This window comes from Novispirillum itersonii (assembly GCF_014205675.1).
Taxonomy (GTDB): domain Bacteria; phylum Pseudomonadota; class Alphaproteobacteria; order Rhodospirillales; family Rhodospirillaceae; genus Novispirillum; species Novispirillum itersonii_A.
Genome location: NZ_JACIIX010000006.1, coordinates 204,192 through 227,478, shown reverse-complemented (window position 1 = coordinate 227,478; position 23,287 = coordinate 204,192). Strand labels below are relative to the sequence as shown.

The 23,287-nt window shown below is 64.3% G+C and carries 19 protein-coding genes; 8 read left to right on the top strand and 11 right to left on the bottom strand.

Going from position 1 to position 23,287, the window contains the following annotated elements:
* Positions 1-192: 192 nt before the first annotated feature.
* Both FHS48_RS10100 and FHS48_RS10095 read left to right on the top strand, forming a co-directional pair.
* Positions 193-1,452, top strand: a complete 1,260-nt coding sequence (locus FHS48_RS10100) for a putative Na+/H+ antiporter (protein ID WP_184263436.1) — start codon at positions 193-195, stop codon at positions 1,450-1,452.
* 27 nt (positions 1,453-1,479) lie between these two features.
* Positions 1,480-3,141 carry a sensor domain-containing diguanylate cyclase gene (locus FHS48_RS10095; RefSeq protein ID WP_184263435.1) on the top strand — a complete coding sequence of 554 codons (1,662 nt, stop codon included), beginning with the start codon at positions 1,480-1,482 and terminating at the stop codon, positions 3,139-3,141.
* A gap of 6 nt (positions 3,142-3,147) precedes the next feature.
* Here FHS48_RS10095 and FHS48_RS10090 read toward each other — a convergent pair whose 3' ends face one another.
* The 6 genes from FHS48_RS10090 to tpiA all read right to left on the bottom strand — a co-directional run bounded on the left by FHS48_RS10090 (position 3,148) and on the right by tpiA (position 9,394).
* The gene (locus FHS48_RS10090; RefSeq protein WP_184263434.1) at positions 3,148-3,714 is read right to left on the bottom strand and encodes a Panacea domain-containing protein; all 567 of its coding nucleotides are present in this window, start codon (positions 3,712-3,714) and stop codon (positions 3,148-3,150) included.
* Positions 3,715-3,868: 154 nt separating this feature from the next.
* Complete coding sequence (eno, locus tag FHS48_RS10085; protein ID WP_184263433.1) at positions 3,869-5,146, bottom strand: phosphopyruvate hydratase; 1,278 nt, start codon at positions 5,144-5,146, stop codon at positions 3,869-3,871.
* A gap of 59 nt (positions 5,147-5,205) precedes the next feature.
* Entirely contained in the window at positions 5,206-6,063 is an 858-nt protein-coding gene (gene kdsA / locus FHS48_RS10080) for a 3-deoxy-8-phosphooctulonate synthase (RefSeq protein ID WP_184263432.1), read from the bottom strand.
* A gap of 31 nt (positions 6,064-6,094) precedes the next feature.
* Entirely contained in the window at positions 6,095-7,723 is a 1,629-nt protein-coding gene (locus FHS48_RS10075) for a CTP synthase (RefSeq protein WP_184263431.1), read from the bottom strand.
* Positions 7,724-8,108: 385 nt separating this feature from the next.
* Positions 8,109-8,414 carry a preprotein translocase subunit SecG gene (secG, locus tag FHS48_RS10070; protein WP_184263430.1) on the bottom strand — a complete coding sequence of 102 codons (306 nt, stop codon included), beginning with the start codon at positions 8,412-8,414 and terminating at the stop codon, positions 8,109-8,111.
* Between the two features lie 221 nt (positions 8,415-8,635).
* Positions 8,636-9,394: a triose-phosphate isomerase gene (tpiA, locus tag FHS48_RS10065; RefSeq protein WP_184263429.1), complete on the bottom strand. Its 759-nt coding sequence runs from the start codon at positions 9,392-9,394 to the stop codon at positions 8,636-8,638.
* Positions 9,395-9,726: 332 nt separating this feature from the next.
* Between tpiA and FHS48_RS10060 the strand changes: the two genes are divergently transcribed.
* Positions 9,727-11,610: a peptidyl-prolyl cis-trans isomerase gene (locus FHS48_RS10060; RefSeq protein ID WP_184263428.1), complete on the top strand. Its 1,884-nt coding sequence runs from the start codon at positions 9,727-9,729 to the stop codon at positions 11,608-11,610.
* Between the two features lie 177 nt (positions 11,611-11,787).
* Positions 11,788-13,287: an anthranilate synthase component I gene (trpE, locus tag FHS48_RS10055; RefSeq protein WP_184263427.1), complete on the top strand. Its 1,500-nt coding sequence runs from the start codon at positions 11,788-11,790 to the stop codon at positions 13,285-13,287.
* Between the two features lie 24 nt (positions 13,288-13,311).
* Here the strand turns inward: trpE and pdxR are convergent, their stop codons facing one another.
* Complete coding sequence (pdxR, locus tag FHS48_RS10050) at positions 13,312-14,826, bottom strand: MocR-like pyridoxine biosynthesis transcription factor PdxR (protein WP_184263426.1); 1,515 nt, start codon at positions 14,824-14,826, stop codon at positions 13,312-13,314.
* A 107-nt stretch (positions 14,827-14,933) separates the two neighbouring features.
* Between pdxR and FHS48_RS10045 the strand changes: the two genes are divergently transcribed.
* Complete coding sequence (locus FHS48_RS10045) at positions 14,934-16,160, top strand: benzoate/H(+) symporter BenE family transporter (protein WP_184263425.1); 1,227 nt, start codon at positions 14,934-14,936, stop codon at positions 16,158-16,160.
* A gap of 87 nt (positions 16,161-16,247) precedes the next feature.
* Here the strand turns inward: FHS48_RS10045 and FHS48_RS10040 are convergent, their stop codons facing one another.
* The 4 genes from FHS48_RS10040 to FHS48_RS10025 all read right to left on the bottom strand — a co-directional run bounded on the left by FHS48_RS10040 (position 16,248) and on the right by FHS48_RS10025 (position 20,592).
* Positions 16,248-16,454 (bottom strand): heavy-metal-associated domain-containing protein, encoded by a 207-nt coding sequence (locus FHS48_RS10040; RefSeq protein ID WP_184263424.1) that lies wholly within the window; start codon positions 16,452-16,454, stop codon positions 16,248-16,250.
* Between the two features lie 24 nt (positions 16,455-16,478).
* Complete coding sequence (locus tag FHS48_RS20450; protein ID WP_184263423.1) at positions 16,479-17,843, bottom strand: divergent polysaccharide deacetylase family protein; 1,365 nt, start codon at positions 17,841-17,843, stop codon at positions 16,479-16,481.
* Positions 17,844-17,905: 62 nt separating this feature from the next.
* Positions 17,906-18,373, bottom strand: a complete 468-nt coding sequence (gene cueR / locus FHS48_RS10030) for a Cu(I)-responsive transcriptional regulator (protein ID WP_184263422.1) — start codon at positions 18,371-18,373, stop codon at positions 17,906-17,908.
* Positions 18,370-20,592, bottom strand: a complete 2,223-nt coding sequence (locus FHS48_RS10025; RefSeq protein WP_184263421.1) for a heavy metal translocating P-type ATPase — start codon at positions 20,590-20,592, stop codon at positions 18,370-18,372. The genes cueR and FHS48_RS10025 overlap by 4 nt, the downstream gene beginning before the upstream one ends.
* A gap of 261 nt (positions 20,593-20,853) precedes the next feature.
* On the opposite strand from FHS48_RS10025, the gene FHS48_RS10020 reads away from it, so the two are divergent.
* Genes FHS48_RS10020 through trpC form a run of 3 tightly spaced genes read left to right on the top strand, consistent with a single transcriptional unit; the run spans position 20,854 to position 23,286 of the window.
* Positions 20,854-21,444 (top strand): anthranilate synthase component II, encoded by a 591-nt coding sequence (locus FHS48_RS10020; RefSeq protein WP_184263420.1) that lies wholly within the window; start codon positions 20,854-20,856, stop codon positions 21,442-21,444.
* 1 nt (position 21,445) lies between these two features.
* Positions 21,446-22,483 (top strand): anthranilate phosphoribosyltransferase, encoded by a 1,038-nt coding sequence (gene trpD / locus FHS48_RS10015; RefSeq protein ID WP_184263419.1) that lies wholly within the window; start codon positions 21,446-21,448, stop codon positions 22,481-22,483.
* A gap of 5 nt (positions 22,484-22,488) precedes the next feature.
* On the top strand, positions 22,489-23,286 hold the full coding sequence (gene trpC, locus FHS48_RS10010; RefSeq protein ID WP_184263418.1) for an indole-3-glycerol phosphate synthase TrpC: 798 nt from the start codon (positions 22,489-22,491) through the stop codon (positions 23,284-23,286).
* Position 23,287 lies beyond the last annotated feature (1 nt).

Genomic DNA, 23,287 nt, shown 5'->3' with positions numbered 1-23,287 from the left:
CTTTGTTAAATGCACCGCAAAAACAGCTCCTTGCCGGGCGTTTTTCTTGCGTCATGCAAACAGCGCATCCATTATGGGGAAACCGCTTTCACCCCTGCGTTGACAAAAAGCGTCCGGCCCCAGACCGGACCGTCAGCAGCCAGCGGGCCGATGGCCGAATGCAGCCTGAAGAACTGAGGACCCCGGACCCCCATGCATCCGACAACAATCGAGATGATTGGCGCTGGCCTGTTCGCCATTGCCGTCCTCCACACCTTCTCCACCAAATTTTTTGAGCATCTGGCCCATACCCGCCCGGCGCATGCCGGATTATGGCACCTGCTGGGCGAAGTGGAGGCGGTGTTCGGGTTCTGGGCGCTGGTCCTCGTTCTGTTCATGTTCTTCATTGACGGCAAGGCTGCCGCCACCACCTATCTTGATACCCAAAACTATACTGAGCCGCTGTTTGTCTTCGCGATTATGGTGATCGCAGGCAGCAAGCCGATTCTGCAACTGGCCCGCATCGGCGTTACCGCCATAGCCCGCGTTCTGCCCCTGCCCTCGAACGTGGCTTACTTCGTCACGACCCTGTCAGTTGTTCCACTGCTCGGCTCCCTCATCACCGAACCGGCGGCGATGACACTGGCGGCCATGCTGCTGCGGGACCGGTATTACACCAACCCGATTTCTAAGCGCCTGAAGTATGCGGCCATCGGCACGCTGTTCGTTAATGTCTCCATCGGTGGCACCCTGACCCCCTTTGCCGCCCTGCCGGTGCTGATGGTTGCCGCCAAATGGAACTGGGATCTGGTGTATATGCTGACCCACTTCGGGTGGAAATCAGCCATCGCCGTCCTCATCAATGCCAGCGTTATCACCGCCCTGTTTGCGGCGGAACTGCGCCGCCTGACCGTCCCCAAGGCTGAGAAAGCGGCCGATCAGGTTCCGGCTGCGGTGATGCTAATCCATACCCTGTTTCTTGCCGGTGTGGTCCTGTTCTCCCACCATCCGGCGGTGTTCATGGGGCTGCTGCTGTTCTTCCTTGGCTTCACGCAGGCTTACCGCCGCTATCAGGATCCGCTGATCCTGCGGGAAGGTCTGATGGTCGCCTTCTTCCTCGCCGGGCTGGTGGTGTTGGGCGGGCAGCAGAAATGGTGGCTCCAGCCGATGCTGGCCAACATGGATGCAACCATGATCTATTTCGGTGCGACCGCCCTGACCGCCATCACCGACAATGCCGCCCTGACCTATCTGGGCTCTCTGGTCGACGGCCTGAACGAATCCTTCAAGTACGCGCTGGTTGCCGGGGCTGTCACCGGCGGGGGGCTGACCGTAATCGCCAATGCCCCAAATCCCGCCGGATACTCCATCCTGCGCGGCAACTTTGATGAGGGTGCCATCAATCCGCTGTACCTGTTTCTGGCGGCTCTGCCCCCGACCATCACCGCAATCCTTGCCTTCCAGCTGCTTTGACAGCATTCCTGCGTTGAGGAGTGACGTATGCGGCTGGACAGCCTGCGGATCCGCCTGACCCTTTGGTTCGGAGGCCTGACCCTGACCGGGGTTTTGGCCGCCGGGGCCTATGTCGGCTCGATCGCCACCGATGAGCTGAAGACAATCGCCGGGCACCGGCTGGAGGCCGCGGCCGGATCTGCTGCGGCCCTGCTGTCCGAAAACCTGCGGGAACGGCAACAGGAAATCCAGCTTCTGGCACAGGGCCCGCTGTTCACCGACGGGGACCTGAGCGGGGGCGATGTCCGCCGGATTCTGGATATGCGCAAGGCCGCCCATGGTGCCTATGCCTGGATCGGAGTGACAGATCAGACCGGTCGGATCCTTCAGGCCACGGACGGCATCCTGACCGGACAGAATGCGGAGCAACGGCCGTGGTTCCAGTCCGGCCGGACCGGAAACTTCTTCGGGGACATCCACGAAGCCGTGATGCTGGCCAAACTGCTGCCACAGCCCACCAGCGGCCAGCCCCTGCGCTTCATCGACATTGCCACACCGGTCCGCACCCGGGACGGAGCCCTGAGAGGCGTCCTTTCAGCCCATGCCCCGTGGGAATGGGTGACCGACACAGTTGCATCAGCAGTCCGCGGGCCCTTGAGCGGAACCCGGGCCGAAGTGATCCTCGCCACCCAAAACGGAACGATCCTCTATCCCTACAGCCTTGTCGGCACGGAACAGGCCCCCGCCGTTCCGGAACAGGGATACAGAGAGATGGTCTGGCCTGATGGAGCCTCTTACCTGACGGCAGCTGTACAGGTGGATACCGGACCGGCGTCTTCTGTGGTCTGGCATGTGATCGTCCGGCAGCCCCGGGCTGACGCCGTTGCCCCGGTACAGGCGCTGATCCAAAAGCTTCTGGGGCTCGGTGCGCTGGGCGTCGCTCTGTCTGCCCTGATTGTCTATCGCCTCGCCCTGCGCCTGAGCCGCCCAATTGAACATCTGGCCGCAACCGCACGGTCTATTGAGGAACAGGACCGGATTCCCGAAACCTTCCCGGCGTTGCAGGGCCCTGCCGAGATCCGGCAACTGAACACCGCCTTCCGCTCCATGGCTGAAAGCCTGCTGAAGCGGGAGCATGATCTGGCCAGCCTCAACGCGTCTCTGGAAACGCTGGTTGCCGAAAGAACCGCAGAGCTGGAAAAGGCGAATCAGGAACTCCAGCGCCTTGCCACCCACGATGCCCTGACCGGCGTCCTGAACCGGCGCCGGTTCGACAGCATCGGGGCAGAGCAGTTTGCCCTGTTCCAGCGGTCCGGGATTACGTTCACCATTCTGTTGGTTGATGCCGACCACTTCAAGACCGTCAACGACACTTACGGCCATCAGGCCGGGGACCGGGTTCTTCAGACACTGGCCGGATTGCTGTTGGCAAACATCCGTACCTGCGACAGCCTTGCCCGGTATGGGGGTGAGGAGTTTGTGCTGCTGCTGCCGGAAACCCCGGCCCGGCCAGACGGCACCAGTCTGGCTGAACGCCTCTGCGCACTGGTGGCAGAGACGCCTTTCCCTGATATCGGCCGGATGACCATCAGCATTGGCCTGTCGCAGGCCCTGCTGACCGACACATCCATTGCCGATACCATCGGCCGCGCCGATACAGCCCTGTATGATGCCAAACGGGCCGGACGGAACCGTGCGATGGCCGGATAAAAGCAGTCAGGGGGTTGGAGGTGTCTTGCGTTTGGGTGTCCAACTGGTCACGCTGACCGGCTTCCCGGTCTGGGACCGCATGACACGCGGCCGCAGAACCCGGTCGATCGGCGGGGCATCCTTCAGCCCCGGCTGGTTCTGGGTCGGCTTCCGGCCATAATAGGCCACCATCGCCTCCAGCGTGATTTCACTGCGCCGCCCCTGTGCGAAGGCATCCTGATACGGCGGATGACTGCACACCAGCTTGTTTAAATACTCGGCGCTGTGGGGGCTGAACTTCCGCCACAGACTGTCCAGAAACGGCTGGATTTCCTGCGGAATCTTCTGATAATCAACCTTCGGGCGGCCATGTTCAAAGGCCCGCCAGGAAGACGGCTCCAGTGGGCCCATGCCGGAGGCAATGAACAGGCACGGCATCAGTTTGTCGCCCTTGGACATCACCGCATAGTAAGCCTGCGCCAGAAACAGCAGACGTTGCAGTTTCTGGGGCTGAAGATATTCCCCGTCGTCCAGAGCCCGGTCGATCAGCCAGAAAGCCACATCAAACACACTGTCGCAAATGGGTGGCTTCATCCCCGTCGTCCGACCCCGATGGTTTTTGGCAGCGTAACTGCCTGAAGACCTTAACGATAACGCCTTCCGGCCCGTTCCGGCAACACCCCAAAAGCAACAGGCCGGAGCTTTTGCCCCGGCCTGCAAGCCTGACAGCGGTCAGAAGATCCGGGAATTAACCCTTCAGGATCGACTTACCGGCATAAAGGGCGGCATCGCCCAGCTCTTCCTCGATGCGGATCAGCTGGTTGTACTTGGCCATGCGGTCGGAACGGCTGAGGGAGCCGGTCTTGATCTGGCCGCAATTGGTGGCCACCGCGATATCGGCAATGGTGCTGTCTTCGGTTTCACCCGAACGGTGCGACAGAACGGCGGTGTAGCGGGCCTTGTGGGCCATCTGCACGGCTTCCAGCGTTTCCGACAGGGTGCCGATCTGGTTGACCTTCACCAGAATGGAGTTGGCAACGCCCTTCTGGATGCCATCGGCCAGACGGGCCGGGTTGGTGACGAACAGATCGTCGCCAACCAGCTGCACCTTGTTACCAAGGGCATCGGTCAGCAGCTTCCAGCCATCCCAGTCGTCTTCCGACACGCCGTCTTCGATCGAGAAGATCGGGAAGCGGCTGCACAGATCTTCGTAGTACTTGACCATCCCGGCGGCATCCAGCGCCTTGCCTTCGCCATCCATCCGGTACAGACCGTCCTTGTAGAACTCGGTCGAAGCGGAATCCAGCGCCAGCACGATGTCGTCGCCCGGCTTGTAGCCAGCCTTTTCGATCGACTTCATGATGAAACCGAGGGCTTCATCAGCGGACTTCAGGTTCGGGGCAAAGCCGCCTTCGTCACCGACGTTGGTGTTGTGACCGGCGTCGTGCAGCTGCTTCTTCAGGTTATGGAAGACTTCAGAGCCCATGCGGATCGCATCGGCGATCGAGCCGGCGGACACCGGCATGATCATGAATTCCTGAATGTCGATCGGGTTGTCGGCATGCTGGCCACCGTTGATGATGTTCATCATCGGCACCGGCAGGGTGCGGGCATAGGCACCGCCGATGTAGCGGTACAGCGGCAGGCTGGATTCCTCAGCCGCAGCCTTCGCAACCGCCAGAGACACCCCGAGGATGGCGTTGGCGCCGAGGCGGGCCTTGTTCGGGGTCCCGTCGAGGTCGATCATCATCTGGTCCAGCAGGACCTGATCATCGGCATCCAGACCGGCCAGCGTCTGGAAGATTTCGTCGTTGACCATGTCAACGGCCTTCAGCACGCCCTTGCCGAGGTAACGGCCCTTGTCGCCGTCACGCAGTTCAACCGCTTCATGCGCACCGGTGGAAGCCCCCGACGGAACGGCGGCACGGCCGAACGCGCCGCTTTCCAGAATCACATCGACTTCAACGGTCGGATTGCCGCGGGAGTCGAGGATTTCACGGGCATGAATATCAACAATGGCGGTCATGGAGGACATCTCCCAGGGTTGAAAATGGCAAGGCCGGTGCGTGGGTAAAAGCCCGGGCCTTACAGTACAACCGGATTGGCCTTGGCCAGCCGGTCGAATTGCACCAGAACCTGAAGCAGGGACTGCATCTGGTCCAGCGGAATCATGTTCGGGCCGTCAGACGGCGCACAGTCGGGGTTCTCGTGGGTTTCGATGAACACCCCGGCAATCCCCAGCGACAGGGCAGCCCGGGCCATCACCGGCGCAAATTCCCGCTGACCGCCGGAAGACCCGCCCTGACCGCCCGGCTGCTGCACCGCATGGGTGGCATCCATGATGATCGGGCAGCCGGTATCCCGGGCCATGGTCGGCAGACCGCGCATATCGACAACCAGCGTATTATAGCCGAAGGAGGCCCCACGCTCGGTGACAATCACGTTGCTGTTTCCGGCACCGTCCAGCTTGGCCACCACGTTTTTCATGTCCCACGGGGCCAGAAACTGCCCCTTCTTGACATTAACGGCACGGCCGGTGGCCGCAGCCGCCAGCAGCAGGTCGGTCTGGCGGCACAGGAAGGCCGGGATCTGAAGCACATCAACCACCGCAGCCACTTCAGCGCAGTGCCACGGCTCATGCACATCGGTCAGCACCGGAATGCCGTAGGTTTCGCGGATTTCGGCGAACACCGGCAGCGCCGCTTCCAGACCCGCCCCGCGACGGCCACCCAGCGAAGTGCGGTTGGCCTTGTCGAAGGAGGTCTTGTAGATCAGCGGCACGCCGGTCGCCTTGCAGATCTCCACCAGACGGCCCGCCGTCTCCATCGCATGATCCCGGCTTTCCATCTGGCAGGGACCGGCAATCAGCACCATCGGCAGATCGTTGCCGAAGGTGACGTTCCCGACGGAAACATGACGCGGGGCGGCGGCGGTCTGGGTCATCTGGATATCCTTGAAACCGGCAGGAGCGAAATCACACCAGACGCGACTTGGTCAGCGCCGCAGTGATGAAGGAGGTGAACAGCGGATGCGGATCAAACGGCTTGGACTTCAGTTCCGGATGGAACTGGACACCGATGAACCACGGATGGTCCTTGTATTCAACAATTTCCGGCAACAGGCCATCCGGCGACAGGCCGGAGAAGCGCAGACCGGTGGCTTCCAGCTGATCTTTATAATGAACGTTCACTTCGTAGCGGTGCCGGTGACGCTCACGGATCACCTCAGTGCCGTAGATCTGACGGACCCGGGACCCTTCTTCCAGATGGCATTCATAGGCCCCCAGACGCATGGTGCCGCCCAGATCACCGGAGGCGGAGCGCTTGACCAGTTCGTTCCCGCGCAGCCATTCGGTCATCAGACCAACCAGCGGGGTTTCCGACGGGCCGAATTCCGAGGACGACGCCTTGGGCAGACCGGCCAGATTGCGGGCACATTCGATCACCGCCATCTGCATGCCGAAGCAGATGCCGAAGTACGGCACATTGTTTTCCCGGGCAAAGGTGGCGGCGCGGATCTTCCCTTCCGAACCACGCTCGCCAAAGCCGCCCGGCACCATGATGCCATCTACACCGCCGAGAACGGTGGCCGGATTTTCCTTCTCCAGCTGCTCGGCGTCGATCCATTCCAGCTTGACCTTGACGTTGTTGGCGATGCCGCCATGGGTCAGGGCTTCCGACAGGGACTTGTAGCTGTCGAGCAGCGAGGTGTACTTGCCGACCACGCCGATGGTCACTTCGCCTTCCGGCTTGGTCACCCGTTCCAGAATGGTGTGCCAGCGGCTGAGGTCCGGGGCCTTCTCGTACGGCAGGTGGAAGTGCTTGCACACCTGGGTATCCAGACCCTGCGCATGGTAATCGATCGGCACCGCATAGATGCTGGAGGCATCCAGAGCGGCAATCACGTTCTTCTCGTTGACGTTACAGAACAGCGCAATCTTCCGGCGTTCCCCTTCCGGAATCGGGCGGTCGGAACGGCACATCAGGATATCGGGCTGAATACCGACGCTCAGCAGTTCCTTCACCGAATGCTGGGTCGGCTTGGTCTTCAGTTCCCCGGCGGTCGGGATATACGGCAGCAGGGTGACGTGAATCACCATGGCCCGCTCGCGGCCCAGCTCGTTGTTCAGCTGGCGGATCGCCTCCAGGAACGGCAGGCTTTCGATGTCGCCGACAGTGCCGCCGATTTCACACAGGCAGAAATCTTCGTCGGTCAGGTCAGACAGTACGAAGGTCTTGATCTGGTCGGTGACGTGCGGAATGACCTGCACGGTCCCGCCCAGATAATCGCCCCGGCGTTCCTTTTCCAGAACGGTCTTGTAAATCCGCCCGGCGGTCACGTTGTCAGACCGGCGCGAGGACACACCGGTGAACCGTTCATAGTGGCCGAGGTCGAGGTCGGTTTCCGCCCCGTCGTCGGTCACATACACCTCGCCATGCTGGGTCGGGCTCATGGTGCCCGGATCGACGTTCAGATACGGGTCCAGCTTGCGCATACGGACCTTGTAGCCGCGCGCCTGCAAACAGGCCGCAAGTGCCGCCGACGCCAGCCCCTTGCCCAAAGAAGAAACCACACCGCCGGTGATGAAGATGAACCGAGTCATGGAGCGACACTCTGCCTGTAGAAAGGGGATCGGCCGCCACCGGCTGGCTTGCGGAAGGGAAATCCACTCCCTGCGCGCCACGGGGCAGCATCTGATCTGCATCATGAGTTGTGGATCCGGCCACACGACAGGAAAAGCCTGCCAGAGACACCCGGACCCCACGGAAACGGACCGAAAAATGCCAACCGGGCGGCAAACGCCGCCCGAGGGGCCCCGGAGGCACTCCGGGACCTTGATGAAACTGTCCCGCGCTTTTCGGGGGCGGGTTTCCCTGTGCGTCAGTCTGCCGTCACATCAGGCCGGTGGAACAGATCCACGGGCCGGTACAGGCAGACGCCGGAACCTCCGGACAGAGAGCGGGGTCCGCCGGGGACCCCGCCACACGTTACTGAGACACCGGAGCGGCCGGGGCCGCCGGGGTGCTCTGGGCCGGAGTATCAACGATCGACGTCTTGGAGGCCGAACCGCTGTTATTGGCCATAATCGCCAGCACCAGACTGGTGATGAAAAACGCGGTCGCCAGAATGGCGGTGGTACGGGTCAGGATGTTCCCGGCCGCACGGCCGGACACCAGACCGCCGCCACCGCCGCCGCCCATGCCAAGGGCACCGCCCTCGGAACGCTGCAACAGGATGACGCCGACCAGAGCAAGCGCGATCAGCAGATGGATGACCAGAACGACGGTAATCATGGACAATCAATACCCATTCTGGGCCGATGCACCACCCCCGCAACTGCGGACCGGCACGGATCAGCCTAACCTCTCAAACGCGGCTTTTTAATGTGACCGCGCGGCAGATGCCAGCACTAAATTTGCCAGCGGCATGTTTTTCCCGGAATGCCTGCCCCGCCCGTGCCGCACGGCTGCCGCCGACGGACGGGCACGGGCCCGGCATCCGGAACAGAAGCCGATCAGGACACGGCTTCAGCAATCGCCCAGAAATCATCAACCTTCAGGCTGGCGCCCCCGACCAGCGCACCATCAACGTCCGTCAGCCCCAGAAACTCCATGGCATTGGACGGCTTCACCGATCCGCCGTAGAGGATCTTAAGCTGCTGGGCAGCGCTGCCCAGCACTTCCGCCGCCACCTTGCGGATTTCAGCGTGCACTTCGGCCACGTCATCCGGGGTCGGGGTGCGGCCGGTGCCGATCGCCCACACCGGCTCATACGCCAGAACGGTGTTTTCGGCGGTCGAACCGGCCGGCATGGACCCGCGCACCTGATCCGCCACCACCCGCAGGGTTTCGCCACGGTCACGCTCCGCCTCGGTCTCGCCGATGCAGATCACCGCCACCAGACCGGCCGCCTGTGCCGCCTGCGCCTTATCCTTCACCACAGCATTGGTTTCAGCGTGATCCTGACGGCGTTCGGAGTGACCGACAATCACATAACCGGCCCCGATATCCCGCAGCATCCAGGCGGAAATATCGCCGGTATGGGCCCCCTTTTCATTGCGGTGGCAATCCTGCCCGCCAACTTTCAGGCCCGAACCGGCAGCCTGCGCCGCCACCGTGGCGACCAGCGTCGCCGGGGGGCACAGCAGCATGTCAAACGCCGGGGCCGACAGGGCCTTATACCGCGCGGCAAGGCCGGAAACGAGCAGGTCAGCATCGGCCCGCAGGCCATTCATCTTCCAGTTACCGGCGATCAGCGGACGACGCGAGCTCATTCCATTTCCTCTTATCAAGACTGCTTTTCAAGACTGTTTTGCGGTGCAGCCACCCTGCCCGGACGCGAAGGAGACCGGGCGGAGCGGAGCAGTGTTATTCCGCACGCTGTTTACCACGATCCCGCCGGATTTCCAATGCCAGCGACAGCCCTGATGGCAGACCACCCCGGACAGAACAGCGCATCGATCACACTTTTCCATGCAAAGCGGCGTCTTCCATGGTTGCGGGTCCGCCGGGCTGTCCGTATCATGCGCCGCCTGAGAGGCTGGTCTCTCATTCCTGATTTCCTTCCGGCGGGCCGCTGCCCTGCCGTCCAGTCTGGGATTTCCCTATGCTTGACGTTCTGCGTAAATCCTCCGGCTCATGGGTCATCAAGATCCTGTTCGTCCTGCTGATCCTCAGCTTCGGCGTCTGGGGTGTCGGTGACGTGATGCGCGGTCTTGCCACCGACCGTGTCGCGATCAAGGTCGGGGACCTTGAGTATGATCCGGGTTATGTCGCCAAGCAGTTCACCCGTCAGGTGGAACAGTTCCGTGGCATGTTCGGTGCCAGCTTCAATGCGGAAACCGCGAAGCAGTTCGGCATTCTCGACAGCACCATCATCGGGATTGTGTCCTCCGCCACCCAGCAGATGGCCGCAAAGGATCTCGGTCTGGTGGTCTCTGACGAGGGCCTGCGTCAGGCCATCATGGAACAGCCGACCTTCAAGGGCGCGGACGGAAAGTTTGACAAGGATCTGTTCCAGCGGACCCTGATGGCAAACAACCTGACCGAAGACATGTACATCAAACTGGTCCGCCCGGACCTGACCACCCGCCGCCTGACCGGCGGCGTGGAAGCCAACGCCGCAGCCCCGAAAATTCTGGCGGAGACCCTGTACCGCTACCAGAAGGAAACCCGCACCGGGGATGCCCTCGTGGTTTCCGCCAAGGCGCAGCCGCTGGATAAGACTGCCGGTGACGACGAGCTGAAGTCGGTTTATGAGGCCAATGCCGTCCGCTTTATGGCCCCGGAAACCCGCGCCATTTCCGTTCTGCTCCTGCGCAGCAGCGATATGACCGCACGGGCCACCGTCAGCGATCTGGAAGTTGAAAGCCACTACGCCGCCAACAAGGACCAGTACGCCATGCCGGAAACCCGGCATGTGTCTCAGGTTCTGGTCGACAGCGAAGACGCGGCCAAGGCCGTGATCGCCGCCGCCAAAACCCCGGGCGATCTGGAAAAGGCGTCTGCGGCCGTCACGGGCAGCGTGTTCCTGCCGATGGGCGACATCAGCCGCGACGGTCTGCCGGGCGAAACCGCCGACGCCGTCATGGCGCTGGCCGCCGGACAGATCTCCGCCCCGGTGCAGAGCCCGCTGGGATGGCACGTGTTTGGCGTTTCCGAAATTCACCCTGCCGGCCAGAAGCCACTGGAAGCGGTGAAGGATGAAATCCGCACCGAGCTGACCCGCGCCAAGGCCGATGAAGCCCTGTATCAGGTAGCCCGTCAGGCTGAGGACGAACTGGCCAGCGGTGCCGGTTTCCCGGCTGCCGCCAAGAAGCTGTCGCTGCCGCTGATCGAAATCGGCGCGGTGACCGACAAGGGAATGGATGCCAGCGGCAAGCTGGAAACCGCCTTGCCCGATGGCATGCGGGAGCAGATCCTCGCCTCCGCCTTTTCCCTCCAGTCCGGCGAGGAAAGCCGTCTGGAACAGACGCCTGCCGGTCAGTTCCTGCTGCGGGTCAACGCGGTGACCCCGGCGGCCCTGCGCCCGCTGGAGACCGTGCGCGCCGACGTTGTTGCCCTGTGGGAAGAAGGGGCCCGCAAGGCCAAGGCCGAAGCCGTCGCCCAGTCCCTGACCGAACAGGCCAAGGCCGGGAAGCCGCTGGCGTCTCTGGCCGATCCGGCGAAGGGCATCACCCTTGCCCCGATCCCGGCGGTGACCCGTGACGGGACCGCCGGCTCCACCACCATCCCCCGCCAGATGGTGCAGAAGCTGTTTACCATGGCTGTCAACGACACCGCTCTGGTCCCCGGGGAATCCGGGTCAACCATCATCCGCCTGAATGCCATCACTGCCGCCGATCCGGCCACGGATCAGGCCGGGGTTGATGCCGTTGCCGCCACCCTGAAACAGGAAACGGCATCGGATCTGACCGAAGCGCTGACCGCAGACTTCGGAACCCGCTTCAAAACGGTGATCAAGCGGGATCTGATTGACAAAGCCCTGTAAGTCTCATCCAGTTCCGGGGCCGCATAACCTGCGGCCCCGGTTTTGTTTGCGGTGAGATTTCCTAATCCCCGCAGACTTTCCCTCCACCCCTCAGCCACCCCGCACATCACCCTTTTTTCACCCCCGCCCCGGATCAGACGAAAGCCCGGGGCCATGATCACTCAGGAGTACCTTCCCATGTTGACGCTTCCCGCGTTCCAGGACTTCCGCACTGCCTATGCCGCCGGTCAGGCGCAGGTGGTCTGGTCCCGCATGGTGGCGGATCTGGAAACCCCGGTTTCTGCCATGCTGAAGCTGGCTGATGGCCAGCCGAACAGCTTCCTGCTGGAATCGGTGGAAGGGGGCGCGGTGCGCGGGCGGTATTCCTTTATCGGCCTTAAGCCGGATATTTTGTGGCGATGCCACGGCAACAGCGCAGAAATCAACCGCTCCGCCCGTCTGGACCCCACCGCCTACGAACCGGCAGGGGAAACCCTGACCTCGTTCCGGGCTCTGGTGGCGGAATGCAGCATCGACCTGCCACAGGGACTGCCGCCGATGGCCGCCGGTCTGGTCGGCTATATGAGCTATGATTTCGTGCGGCTGGCCGAACACCTGCCCGATGCCAATCCCGATACCATCGGCATTCCCGACGGCATTTTCATGCGCCCGACGGTGATGGCGATTTTCGATAACGTTGACGGGCTGGTGACCATCGTCACCCCGGTCCGCCCGCAGGATGGCGTGTCCGCCGAAGCCGCCTATCAGCAGGCCGGGGAACGCATCGCCGATGTGATGGATGACTTCCAGCGGTCTCTGCCCTATCGCCGCGAGACACCGCGCGCCACCGACACCCCGCCGGAACCGGTCAGCAATGTCACCCGGGAAGAATTCCACGGCATGGTCGCCAAGGCCAAAGAGTACATTGCGGCGGGCGATATCTTTCAGGTGGTGCTGTCGCAGCGCTTCCGTATTCCGTTCAGGCTGCCGCCGTTTGCCCTGTACCGGGCGCTGCGGCGGACCAATCCGTCGCCGTTCCTGTTCCACCTTGATCTGGGCGATGCCACGCTGGTCGGCTCCAGCCCGGAAATTCTGGTCCGGCTGCGCGATGGCAAGGTGACGATCCGCCCGATCGCCGGAACCCGCCCGCGCGGAAAAACCCCGGAACAGGACCGGGAGCTGGCGGAAGACCTGCTGGCCGATCCGAAGGAACTGGCCGAACACCTGATGCTGCTCGATCTGGGCCGTAACGATGTGGGCCGGGTTGCCAAGGTCGGCACGGTTAAGGTCACCGACCAGATGATCATCGAGAACTACAGCCACGTCATGCACATCGTCTCCAACGTGGAAGGCGATATCTCCGACGATCATGATGCCCTGTCGGCCCTGATGGCCGGGTTCCCGGCGGGGACCGTCTCCGGTGCTCCCAAGGTCCGGGCGATGGAAATCATCGACGAGCTGGAGCAGGAGCGCCGCAGCTTCTACGCCGGATGTGTCGGCTATATCTCCGCCAACGGTCAGATGGATACCTGTATCGCCCTGCGCACCGCTCTGGTGAAGGATGGCGAAGTGATCATTCAGGCCGGGGCCGGGATTGTCCTCGACAGCGATCCGGACAGCGAATACGAGGAATGCCGCAACAAGGCCCGGGCGCTGGTCCGCGCCACGGAAGAGGCGGTGAACTTCGCCCGCCGTTAAAGGCGAAGCTGCCCTGTTTCTTTGTTACCGCGACGGGGGAGAGTGCCGCAGGCCTCTCCCCCGCAGCACAGGGGCCACAGCCCTGACGGCCTCTTCCATTTCCGTCGCCGTGTAGGCCGCAAAGCCCATCAGGAACCCCGACCGTTCCGGCTGCTGACGGTCTGCGTATAACCCGGACAGACCGAGAAGCTCCACCCCGGCCCGACGTGCCGCCTGCACCGTCCCGCTCTCAGAGATTTCAGGGGTCAGCATGCAGGGCATCTGTAATCCGCCCACCGGTAGACGGGGCTCCACGATGCCGGACAGATGCCGCCGGAGCAAACCGGACAGGATGTCCAACCGCTGCGCATACAGGCTGCGCATACTGCGGACATAGGCCCCGAAGTGCCCGCCTTCCATAAAGCGGGCCAGTGTCAGCTGCGCCAAGGGTGCCGTATGGCCATCCTGAAGAGTGCGGGCAATGGTCATCGGCTGAACCAGCTGCGGCGGCAGCACGGCGTAACCGATGCGCAGACCGGGAAACACCGATTTGGTGAAGGTGCCGACGTAAATGGTGCGCCCATACGGATCCAGCCCCTGTACGCAGGCGGTCGGCTTGCCCGCATAATGAAATTCGCTGTCGTAATCATCTTCAATGATCCACGCCTGCTGCCGCTGCGCCCAGTCTATCAGCGCCAGCCGACGCTCCAGCGTCAGCGTCGCCCCGGTCGGAAACTGGTGTGACGGTGTCAGGCACAGGGCCCGGGCCTGATGCGGGGCGGAGAGAATCGGCCCCACCGTGATTCCCTGCCCGTCCACCGGCACCGGCACACACTCCAGACCGGCAGCCTCAAAAGCCCGCCGCGCGCCGTAGTAAGCCGGGTCTTCGACAAAAATCCGCTCCCCCGGATCCAGCAGAACGGTGGCGCACAACAGCATCGCCTGCTGGGCGCTGGTCAGCACCAGCACCCGGTCCGGCGTCGCCCGTGCCCCCCGCTCCAGATTGACATAATCGGCAATCGCCCGCCGCAGCGGCTCCATCCCCTGCGGGTCTCCATGCAGCAGCGCCCGGGTCCCGCTCTCCTTGACAATCTGCCGCTGCAACCGGTCCCACAGGGGCAGTGGAAAGCTTCGCGTCTCCGGGACCCCCGGCGCGAAAGGCCGGGGATGGGCACTTTCCCGCACCCCGCCCCCGGCCACCATCGCCATCCCCCTCCGGCTCAGCGACGGAACAACCGCTGACAAGGGACCGCAGGGCGGCGGCTGAGAGGTCCCGGGGGAGAAACCCGGTCCCTCCGCCACAAAGCTGCCCCGGCCGACCTGCCGTTCAATGAACCCCTCCGCATGCAGCTGGGTATAGGCCGCCTCCACCGTATCGCGGGAGACACCGAGTGACACCGCCAGCGCCCGTGATGCCGGAAGCGGCTTCCCCGGACCCAAAGCCCCATCCAGAATCATCTGCCGGATCGCCCGCTGGATCCGTGCATGCCGGGGGAGTGCCGCTGAAGCGGGATGCTCCAGCCACGCCTTAACGCTTTCCAGTTGCGAATGCCGGAACAATTGGTCTGATCCAGTACAAAGAATTGGCGGGATCTATCAGGCCATTTACCGGCTAGATGTCAAGGCCATCGGCGGTGACAGACCGCACCTTCCCGGAGGCCTGCCCCATGCATACCCATCCTTCCCCCCTGCGGCTGCGTGATCTGCCGCATCCGGTTGTTGCCGGTCTCATCTCGGTGATCGTCAACTATGGCGGTACATTTATCCTGATCTTTCAGGCCGCCCGCAGCGCCGGGCTAAGCCCGGAACAGACGGCCTCGTGGGTGTGGTCGGTCTCGGTCGGCGTCGGGCTGACCGGCCTGTTCCTCAGCTGGCGGTTCCGCGAACCGATCATCACCGCGTGGTCAACCCCGGCCGCGGCCTTCCTCGTCACCACCCTTGCCACCACCCCCTATGCCGAAGCCGTCGGGGCCTACATGCTGTCGGCGGCGGCCTTTGTCCTTCTTGGCCTGTCAGGATACTTTGAAAAAGTGATCCGCCTGATTCCGCCGGGCATCGCCTCCGGCCTGCTGGCGGGGATCCTGCTGCAATTCGGCATCGGGGCCTTTGGCGGGGCCAGCGTTGATCCGGTGCTGGTCTGCCTGCTGATCCTCTCCTATGTCCTCCTGAAGCGGATTTCCGCCCGCTATGCGGTGGTCGGTATTCTGGGCATCGGGCTGCTGATCCTGCTGGCACAGGACCGGATTGACCTGTCCGGCCTCAGCCTGACCGCTGCCACCCCGGTGCTGACCCTGCCGGAGTTTACCCTGAATGCCACCCTGAGCGTGGCTCTGCCGCTGTTTCTGATCACCCTGACCGGCCAGTACATGCCGGGGATGCTGGTGCTGCGCAACGACGGGTTCCGCACCAGCGCCAATCCGATTGTCACCGTCACCGGTCTGGGATCCCTGCTGATGGCCCCGTTCGGGTCGCACGCCTTCAACATCGCCGCCATCACCGCCGCCATCGCCACCGGACGGGAGTCCCACGAGGACCGCTCCAAGCGCTGGATCGCCGGGCTGGCCGCCGGGGCCGCCTATTGCGTGGTCGGCATTTTCGGCGTCACTCTGGCGGCGGTTTTCATGGCCTTTCCTTCCGCCTTCATCACCACACTGGCCGGACTGGCCCTGCTCGGGACCATCGGTGGCAGCCTTGCCGGAGCGATGGCTGATCCGGCGGGCCGGGAAGCCGCCCTGATCACCTTTCTGGCCGCTGCCGCGAATATCAGCCTTCTGGGAATCGGGGGAGCATTCTGGGGACTGGTGATCGGCCTGATTGCCCATGCAGCCCTGAACGGACGGCTGCCCCGCCGCCGGACCGGCACCGGAGATCCGGCCAGAGCCCCGGCAGAATAACGGTCCATCGCCAAAAAACGGGCGCCAAAAAAACGGGGCAGAGCCTGAAAGCCAGGCCCTGCCCCGTTTTCCTGCGCAGAAAACTGGTTACACCGTACCGGCGTAATCGAACCCGGCATCCTCAACCGCCTTCTGGATCGCCGTATCCTCAACGGCCCCGGCCTCCACCGTCACCCGCGCGGTCGGCAGGTCGATGCTGACCACCGCCCCCGGCACGGCGGCAACAATCGCCTTCTGCACCGATGCGGCGCAGCCGCCGCAGGTCATCCCGTCAACCTTATACGTCTTGCTCATGCTGTGTACTCCTGCTCTGCCGGATCAACCGGCACCGGACCGCATCCGGATCAAAGTGGACAACGGCACCAGCACAAAGCCCTTTTCCGACAGGGTCGGCAGCCACTGGCTCAGGCCTTTGATGGTGACATCCTTGGGGTGGCCGATGGCCACCGCGTACCCGTGCTTACGGGCAATCGCCTCCGTCTCCGCCAGCTGGCGGGTGACGAAAGCACTGGTTTCCTCGTGATCCAGAAACACATTGCGGTCGATGGTCGGAATTCCGGCTTCCGCCGCGATCTTGCTGCCGACACTGCGGCCCGAGGTCTTGGAATCGAGGAAAAACAGGTTGTGGTCCTTCAGCACCTGCATCACCGGCCGCAATCCCTCGGCATGTTCGGTGAAGGCGCTGCCCATGTGGTTGTTGATGCCGACAATGCCGTCAAGGCGGCCCAGATACTCAACCATCCGCCGATGGATTTCATCCGGATCCATCCCGACCCGCAGCACATCCGGCCCGGCATTGATGGTGCCCTGCGGCTGCATCGGCACGTGCATCATCAGTTCGTGCCCGGCCCGGCGGGAGTCTGCCGCCTGCTTCTTCAGGTCGCTGGCGTAGGTCAGAAAAGAAGCGGTGATCGGCCCCGGAAGCGCGGTGATCCGGGCCGTCCGCCCTTTGTCGATCCCCATATCGTCGATAACAATGGCGATCATCGGCTTCTTTCCGGCCCCGGCCGGAGGAGGCAACGCCGCATCTTTCCAGCCCTTCTGGATGACCGCCGCATGCTGCTGCGGGGCAGGCACCGGAACCGCCGGGGACATCGGAGCCGCTACCGGAGCCACTGCCGCAGGAGCCACGGGGGCCGCCTCAGGCACCTGCCCGCTGACCACGGCACCGACGGTGCCACCCGCCGTCAGGGGGTCACTCAGGCGGACTCCGCCCTCGGGCTGCGCCCCGGCCGCCAGCGGTGACGGAGTGACCACCGCCGGGCCGTAGTCACTTTCATAGGCGGTGGCCGGTCCTTCACCGTCTTCGGCACCAGCGTCCGCCATCATCGGAGCCGGTCGCTGAATGATGCCGTGCGCCGGTTCATTCGCCGCCACCAGACGGTCCATCGCCACCGTATCCAGCCCCCGGGTCTGGGCAGGGGGTGTTCCGTTGATCCGCCCCAGAGCCCAGCCAAGGACGATCCCGCCGATGACCAGCCCCGCCACCAATCCGATCAGCGGCAGGGGGCGGCCCCGGTCAAACAGTCCGCGGATCCACTGCGGGATCCGGGAGGGTGGTCCGCCGTCGCCGGATGACGTTCCCCGGCCATGGGACCGGGGCCGCCGGACCGCAGTGCGGCGGATTTTAGGCGTATCTTTCTGGGGCCGGGTGGGCCGGGGGGAGGAGACCCGCTTACTCACAATTGCTCAACCTGTTGTTTTATCCTCGATCCCGCCCCGGGCACACCGAAGCGGCAGGCGGATCATACCCGGCTTTCCCGGAATGACGAGTGATGTTCGCAACACCCCTCCCCTGCATCATCAGCCTCTTGCCCGGCCCGGATCTCTCCGGCCAGACGGTCGAGGATCGGGCAGTCGGGGCGGTCATCGCCATGGCAGTGCTGCATCAGATCGGTCAGGGCCTGCCGCATCATTGTCAGTTCGGCGACCTTCCGGTCAATTTCCGCCACCTGCTGCGCCGCCAGCGCCTTGACCTCGGCGCTGGTGCGGCTGCGGTCCTGCCACAGGGTCAGCAGGTGGCCGACATCCTCGACGCTGAACCCCAGAGACCGCGACCGGGCAATAAACTGCAACACGGTGATATCGCGGTCCCCGTAGGTCCGGTATCCGGCCTCTGTCCGCACAGCGGCGGGAATCAGGCCGATGCTTTCGTAGTATCGGATCGTCTTGGCGGTCAGGCCGGTTTTCCGGGCCAGCTGAGAAATGTTCATCGTGTCACTCCGTCTCCTGCGGGGCCTTGCCAGCGCCGCAGGAGCAGCGAGCTGGTGACCACGGACACGCTGGAGAAGGCCATCGCCGCCCCGGCCAGCGCCGGGGACATCTGCCCGGCCATCGCCAGCGGCAGCGCCACCACATTATAGCCAAAGGCCCAGAGCAGATTGTGCCGGATCTTCCGCCATGTCGCCGCCGAGATCGACAGCGCCGCCACCAGCACCAGCGGATCGCTGCGCATCAGGGTCAGCCCGGCAGTCTGCATCGCCACATCACTGCCAGCCCCCATCGCCACCCCCAGATCGGCCTGCGCCAGTGCCGGGGCATCGTTGACACCATCCCCGACCATCGCCACCACCCGGCCGGATGCCTGCAAGGCCGAAATCTCCGCCGCCTTATCGGCGGGCAACACCTCCGCCCGCACCCGATCAACCCCAACGGCAGCCGCCACCGCCTGCGCCGTCACCCGGTTGTCCCCGGTCAGCATCACGGTTTCCGCCCCCAGCCCCTTCAGCAGCGACACCGCCCGCGCCGAGGTCGGGCGCACCGGATCACTGACCGCCAGCGCCCCGAGCAGACCCGCTTCCGACGCCAGCCACATCACCGACTGCCCCTGCTGCTCCTGCCGGGCTGCCCAGTCCTCCTGCGGGGCAGTCTCAACCCCCAGATCCTGCATCAGACGGCGGGAACCGATCCAAAGCGGTTGTCCTTCGATCACCGCGGTCGCACCCCGCCCGGTCAGGGCCTGAAAATCCTTCAGCGGCGGCACCGTCAGGGCTTCCGCCGCCGCCTGTTCGCGCACCGCCTTGGCCAGCGGATGCTCGCTGCCCTGCTGAAGCGCGGCAGCAAGGCGGAGGATCTCCCGCCGGTCATCCCCGGCAATGCCGGTCAGCACCGGATGGCCGACAGTCAGGGTTCCGGTCTTGTCAAACACCACAGCCGTCACCCGGTGCGCCACCTCCAGCGCCTGCGCATCGCGGATCAGGATGCCGTGGCGGGCCGCCACTCCGGTTCCGACCATCAGCGCCGTCGGTGTCGCCAGCCCCAGCGCACAGGGGCAGGCAATCACCAGCACCGACACCGCCGCGACGAAGCCGCCCTCCAGAGAACCGCCGATCAGCCACCAGCCGAAGAAACTCACCGCCGCCAGCACCACCACCACCGGAACAAACACCGCCGAAACCCGGTCCACCAGCTTCTGCACCGGGGCCTTCCCGGTCTGGGCCTGCTCCACCAGCGTGATGATCCGCGACAGGGTGGCATCAGCCCCGACCGCCGTCGCCTGCACCGTCAGCAGGCCGTTGCCGTTGACCGATCCCCCGATCACGCGATCGCCCGGCCCCCGGTCCTGTGGCAGACTTTCCCCGGTCAACAGCGCCTCATCGACGGCACTGGCCCCGTCAACAACGGTGCCATCCACCGGAATCCGTTCCCCGGGGCGGACCAGAACCCGGTCCCCGGCCCGGACGGCGGCCACCGGAAGCTCCACCACCCGGTCGCCCTGCTCCACCCGTGCCGTTTCCGGCCGCAGGGTCATCAGCGCCCGCAATGCCGCCCCGGCGGAGCGTTTGGCCCGGCTTTCCATCACCTTGCCCAGCAGCACCAGCGTGATCACCACCGCCGCCCCTTCAAAATACAGGGCCAGATGACCGGCATGGGCCGGATCAGCCGTCAGAACCCGCCATGCCGAAAAAGCCCAGGCCGCCGTGGTGCCCAGCACCACCAGCACATCCATATTGCCCAATCCGCCGCGCAGCGCGCCAAAGGCCCCCCGGTAAAACCGGGCGCCGATCCAGAACTGCACCGGGGTGGCCAGCAGCAGTTCCTGCCACGGGGTCAACAGCATCTCTCTACCCAGAAGCGGCGGCAGCATGTTCAGCACCAGCGGCAGGGTCAGCGCCGCCGAGACCGCAAACAGGATCAGCTCCCGCCGGGCCTTGGCCGCAGCCTGACGCCGCAGGTCAGCCTCGGTCGCAGCGCTGTCCTCCGACAGCGGGACGGCACCGAACCCGGCCCGCTCCACGGCGGCCACCACCGCCGCCAGACTCAGGGTTTCCCCGCCTTCAACGGCGGCCTTCTCGGTGGCGATATTGACGGATACCGCCGTCACCCCCGGCACCCTGCCGATCACCTTTTCAAGGCGGGTGGCACAGGCGGCACAGGTCATGCCGGTGATGGCAAAGGATGTACTGTCGGATGGGACAGAAGAGGCAGTCATGGCCGGGACTCCTGATGGTCCGGGTGATCGTTCATTCCCGCCACCCTGCACCTTCCTGTCACTGGAAGGTCAAGCAGAAAAATCATGTCCCCGTGGATGGCAAAAATCACCGATCCCGCTGCTGTGGCTTGACGCACCGGCAGCCGCCGCCCATTCTGGCGGCCTCACCGCCGCCGCGTGACCGGGTCCAAACTAGGGCACTTACCGGAGGCTTTCCTGAATGGCACGCCATCGCCATTTCATACAAGGGGTTATGATCTGATGTTTACCCTGATCGACAACTACGACAGCTTCACCTACAACCTGTGGCACTATCTCGGCGATCTGGGGGCCGAGGTGAAAGTGGTGCGGAATGACGCCGCCACCGTTGACGAGGTTCTGAGCTGGCGTCCGCAGGGGATCATCATTTCGCCCGGTCCCTGCGACCCCGACCGCGCCGGAATCTGCCTGGAGCTGATCCGCCGGGGGGCCGGGGTGGTGCCGATTTTCGGCGTCTGCCTCGGGCATCAGTCAATCGGTCAGGCCTTTGGCGGGCGGGTGATCCGTGCGCCGCAGCCGCTGCACGGCAAGGTCAGCGCCATCAGCCATCAGGGTCGCGGGGTGTTCGCCGGGCTGCCCAGCCCGTTCAACGCCACCCGCTATCACTCCCTGATCGTCGAGCGCGAAAGCCTGCCGGACTGTCTGGAAATCACCGCGGAAACCGCTGACGGCCTGATCATGGGGCTGTCTCACCGGGAATTTCCGATTCAGGGCGTGCAGTTCCACCCGGAAAGCATCGCCAGTCAGCACGGCCATGACCTGCTGCGCAATTTCCTGACCGACTGCACCGCCCCGAGCCAGAAAGCCGCCTGACATGTCCGGACTGAAAGACATTCTCCCCCGTCTCGCGCTGGGCGAAACCCTGAGCGAGGCCGAAGCCGAATCTGCCTTCAACATCATCATGACCGGGGAAGCCACGCCGTCGCAGATCGGCGGCTTCCTGATGGCCCTGCGCCTGCGCGGGGAAACCGTTGAGGAAATCACCGCCGCCGCCCGCGTCATGCGCGGCAAGGCCCACCGCCTGACCGCCCCCATCGGAGCCATTGACGTGGTCGGCACCGGCGGCGACGGTGTCGGCACCTTCAATATCTCCACCGGGGCGGCGCTGGTGATTGCCGGGGCCGGGGTTCCGGTGGCCAAGCATGGCAACCGGGCCGCGTCCTCCAAATCCGGATCCGCCGACGTTCTGGCGGCGCTGGGCGTCAACCTTGACGCTGATATGGCGCTGGTGGAACAGGCGATGCGCGATGCCGGAATCGGTTTCATGATGGCACAGCGCCACCATGCCGCCATGCGCCATGTCGCCCCGGCCCGCACCGAAATGGGCATGCGCACCATCTTCAACCTGCTCGGCCCCCTGACCAATCCGGCCGGGGCATCGTTCCAGCTCCTCGGCGTGTTTGATGCCCGCTGGGTGGAACCGATTGCCGCCGCCCTGCTCAACCTCGGCCTGACCCGGGCCATGGTGGTGCATGGCTCCGACGGGCTGGACGAAGTGACCACCACCGGCCCGACACTGGTGGCGGAACTGCGCGACGGGGTGGTCCGGCGCTGGGAAATCACCCCGGAAATGGCGGGGATCCCCCGGGTTACGCTGGACGCCCTGAAAGGCGGCGATCCGGAGCATAATGCGCAGGTGATCCGCGATATGCTGGACGGTGCCCCCGGCCCGTACCGTGATATTGTCGTGCTGAACGCCGCCGCTGCCCTGATGGTGGCCGGTAAAGCCGACGATATCGCCGCCGGGGCCGATCTGGCCCGTACCGCCATCGACAGTGGCGCGGCGCGGACGGCACTGGACCGTCTGGTTGCCGTCACCAACACCCCCATCACTCCCCGCGAACAGGACTGACCACCGTGAGCGACGTTCTCACCCGCATCTGCGACACCACCCGCGCCGAAGTGGCCCGCCGCATCGCGGACCGCCCGCTGTCGGCGGTGGAAGCCGCCGCCCGCGTCGCCGATGCTCCGCGCGGTTTTGCCAATGCCCTGACCCGCCATGTCGGCGACGGGCGCTATGGCCTGATCTGTGAAATCAAGAAAGCCTCTCCCTCCGCCGGGCTGATCCGCGCTGATTTCGATCCGGCGGTGCTGGCCCGGGCCTATGCCGCCGGGGGCGCAAGCTGCCTGTCGGTACTGACCGACGGGCCGTTCTTTCAGGGGCATGATGACTACCTGATCGCCGCCCGCGCCGCCTGCACCCTGCCGGTGCTGCGCAAGGACTTCATGGTCGATCCGTATCAGATTGTTGAGGCCCGGGCCCTGTCCGCCGACTGCATTCTGCTGATTATGGCCGCCCTGTCCGACGCGCAGGCGAAGGAGATGGAAGATCTGGCCCTGTCGTTGGGGATGGATGTGCTGATCGAGGTCCACGACGGCGAAGAGCTGGACCGCGCCCTGACCCATCTGCGCTCCCCGCTGATCGGGGTCAACAACCGCAACCTGAAGACCCTGAAGACCGACATCGCCACCACGGAACTGCTGGCCGCCCGCGTGCCTGCCGACCGGGTTCTGGTGTCGGAAAGCGGCCTCTACGCCCGTGCCGATCTTGACCGGATGGCGGCATCGGGGGCACAGCGCTTCCTGATCGGCGAAAGCCTGATGCGGCAGCCCGATGTGACGGCCGCCGTGCAGGCCCTGTTGCAGGCAGCCTGAT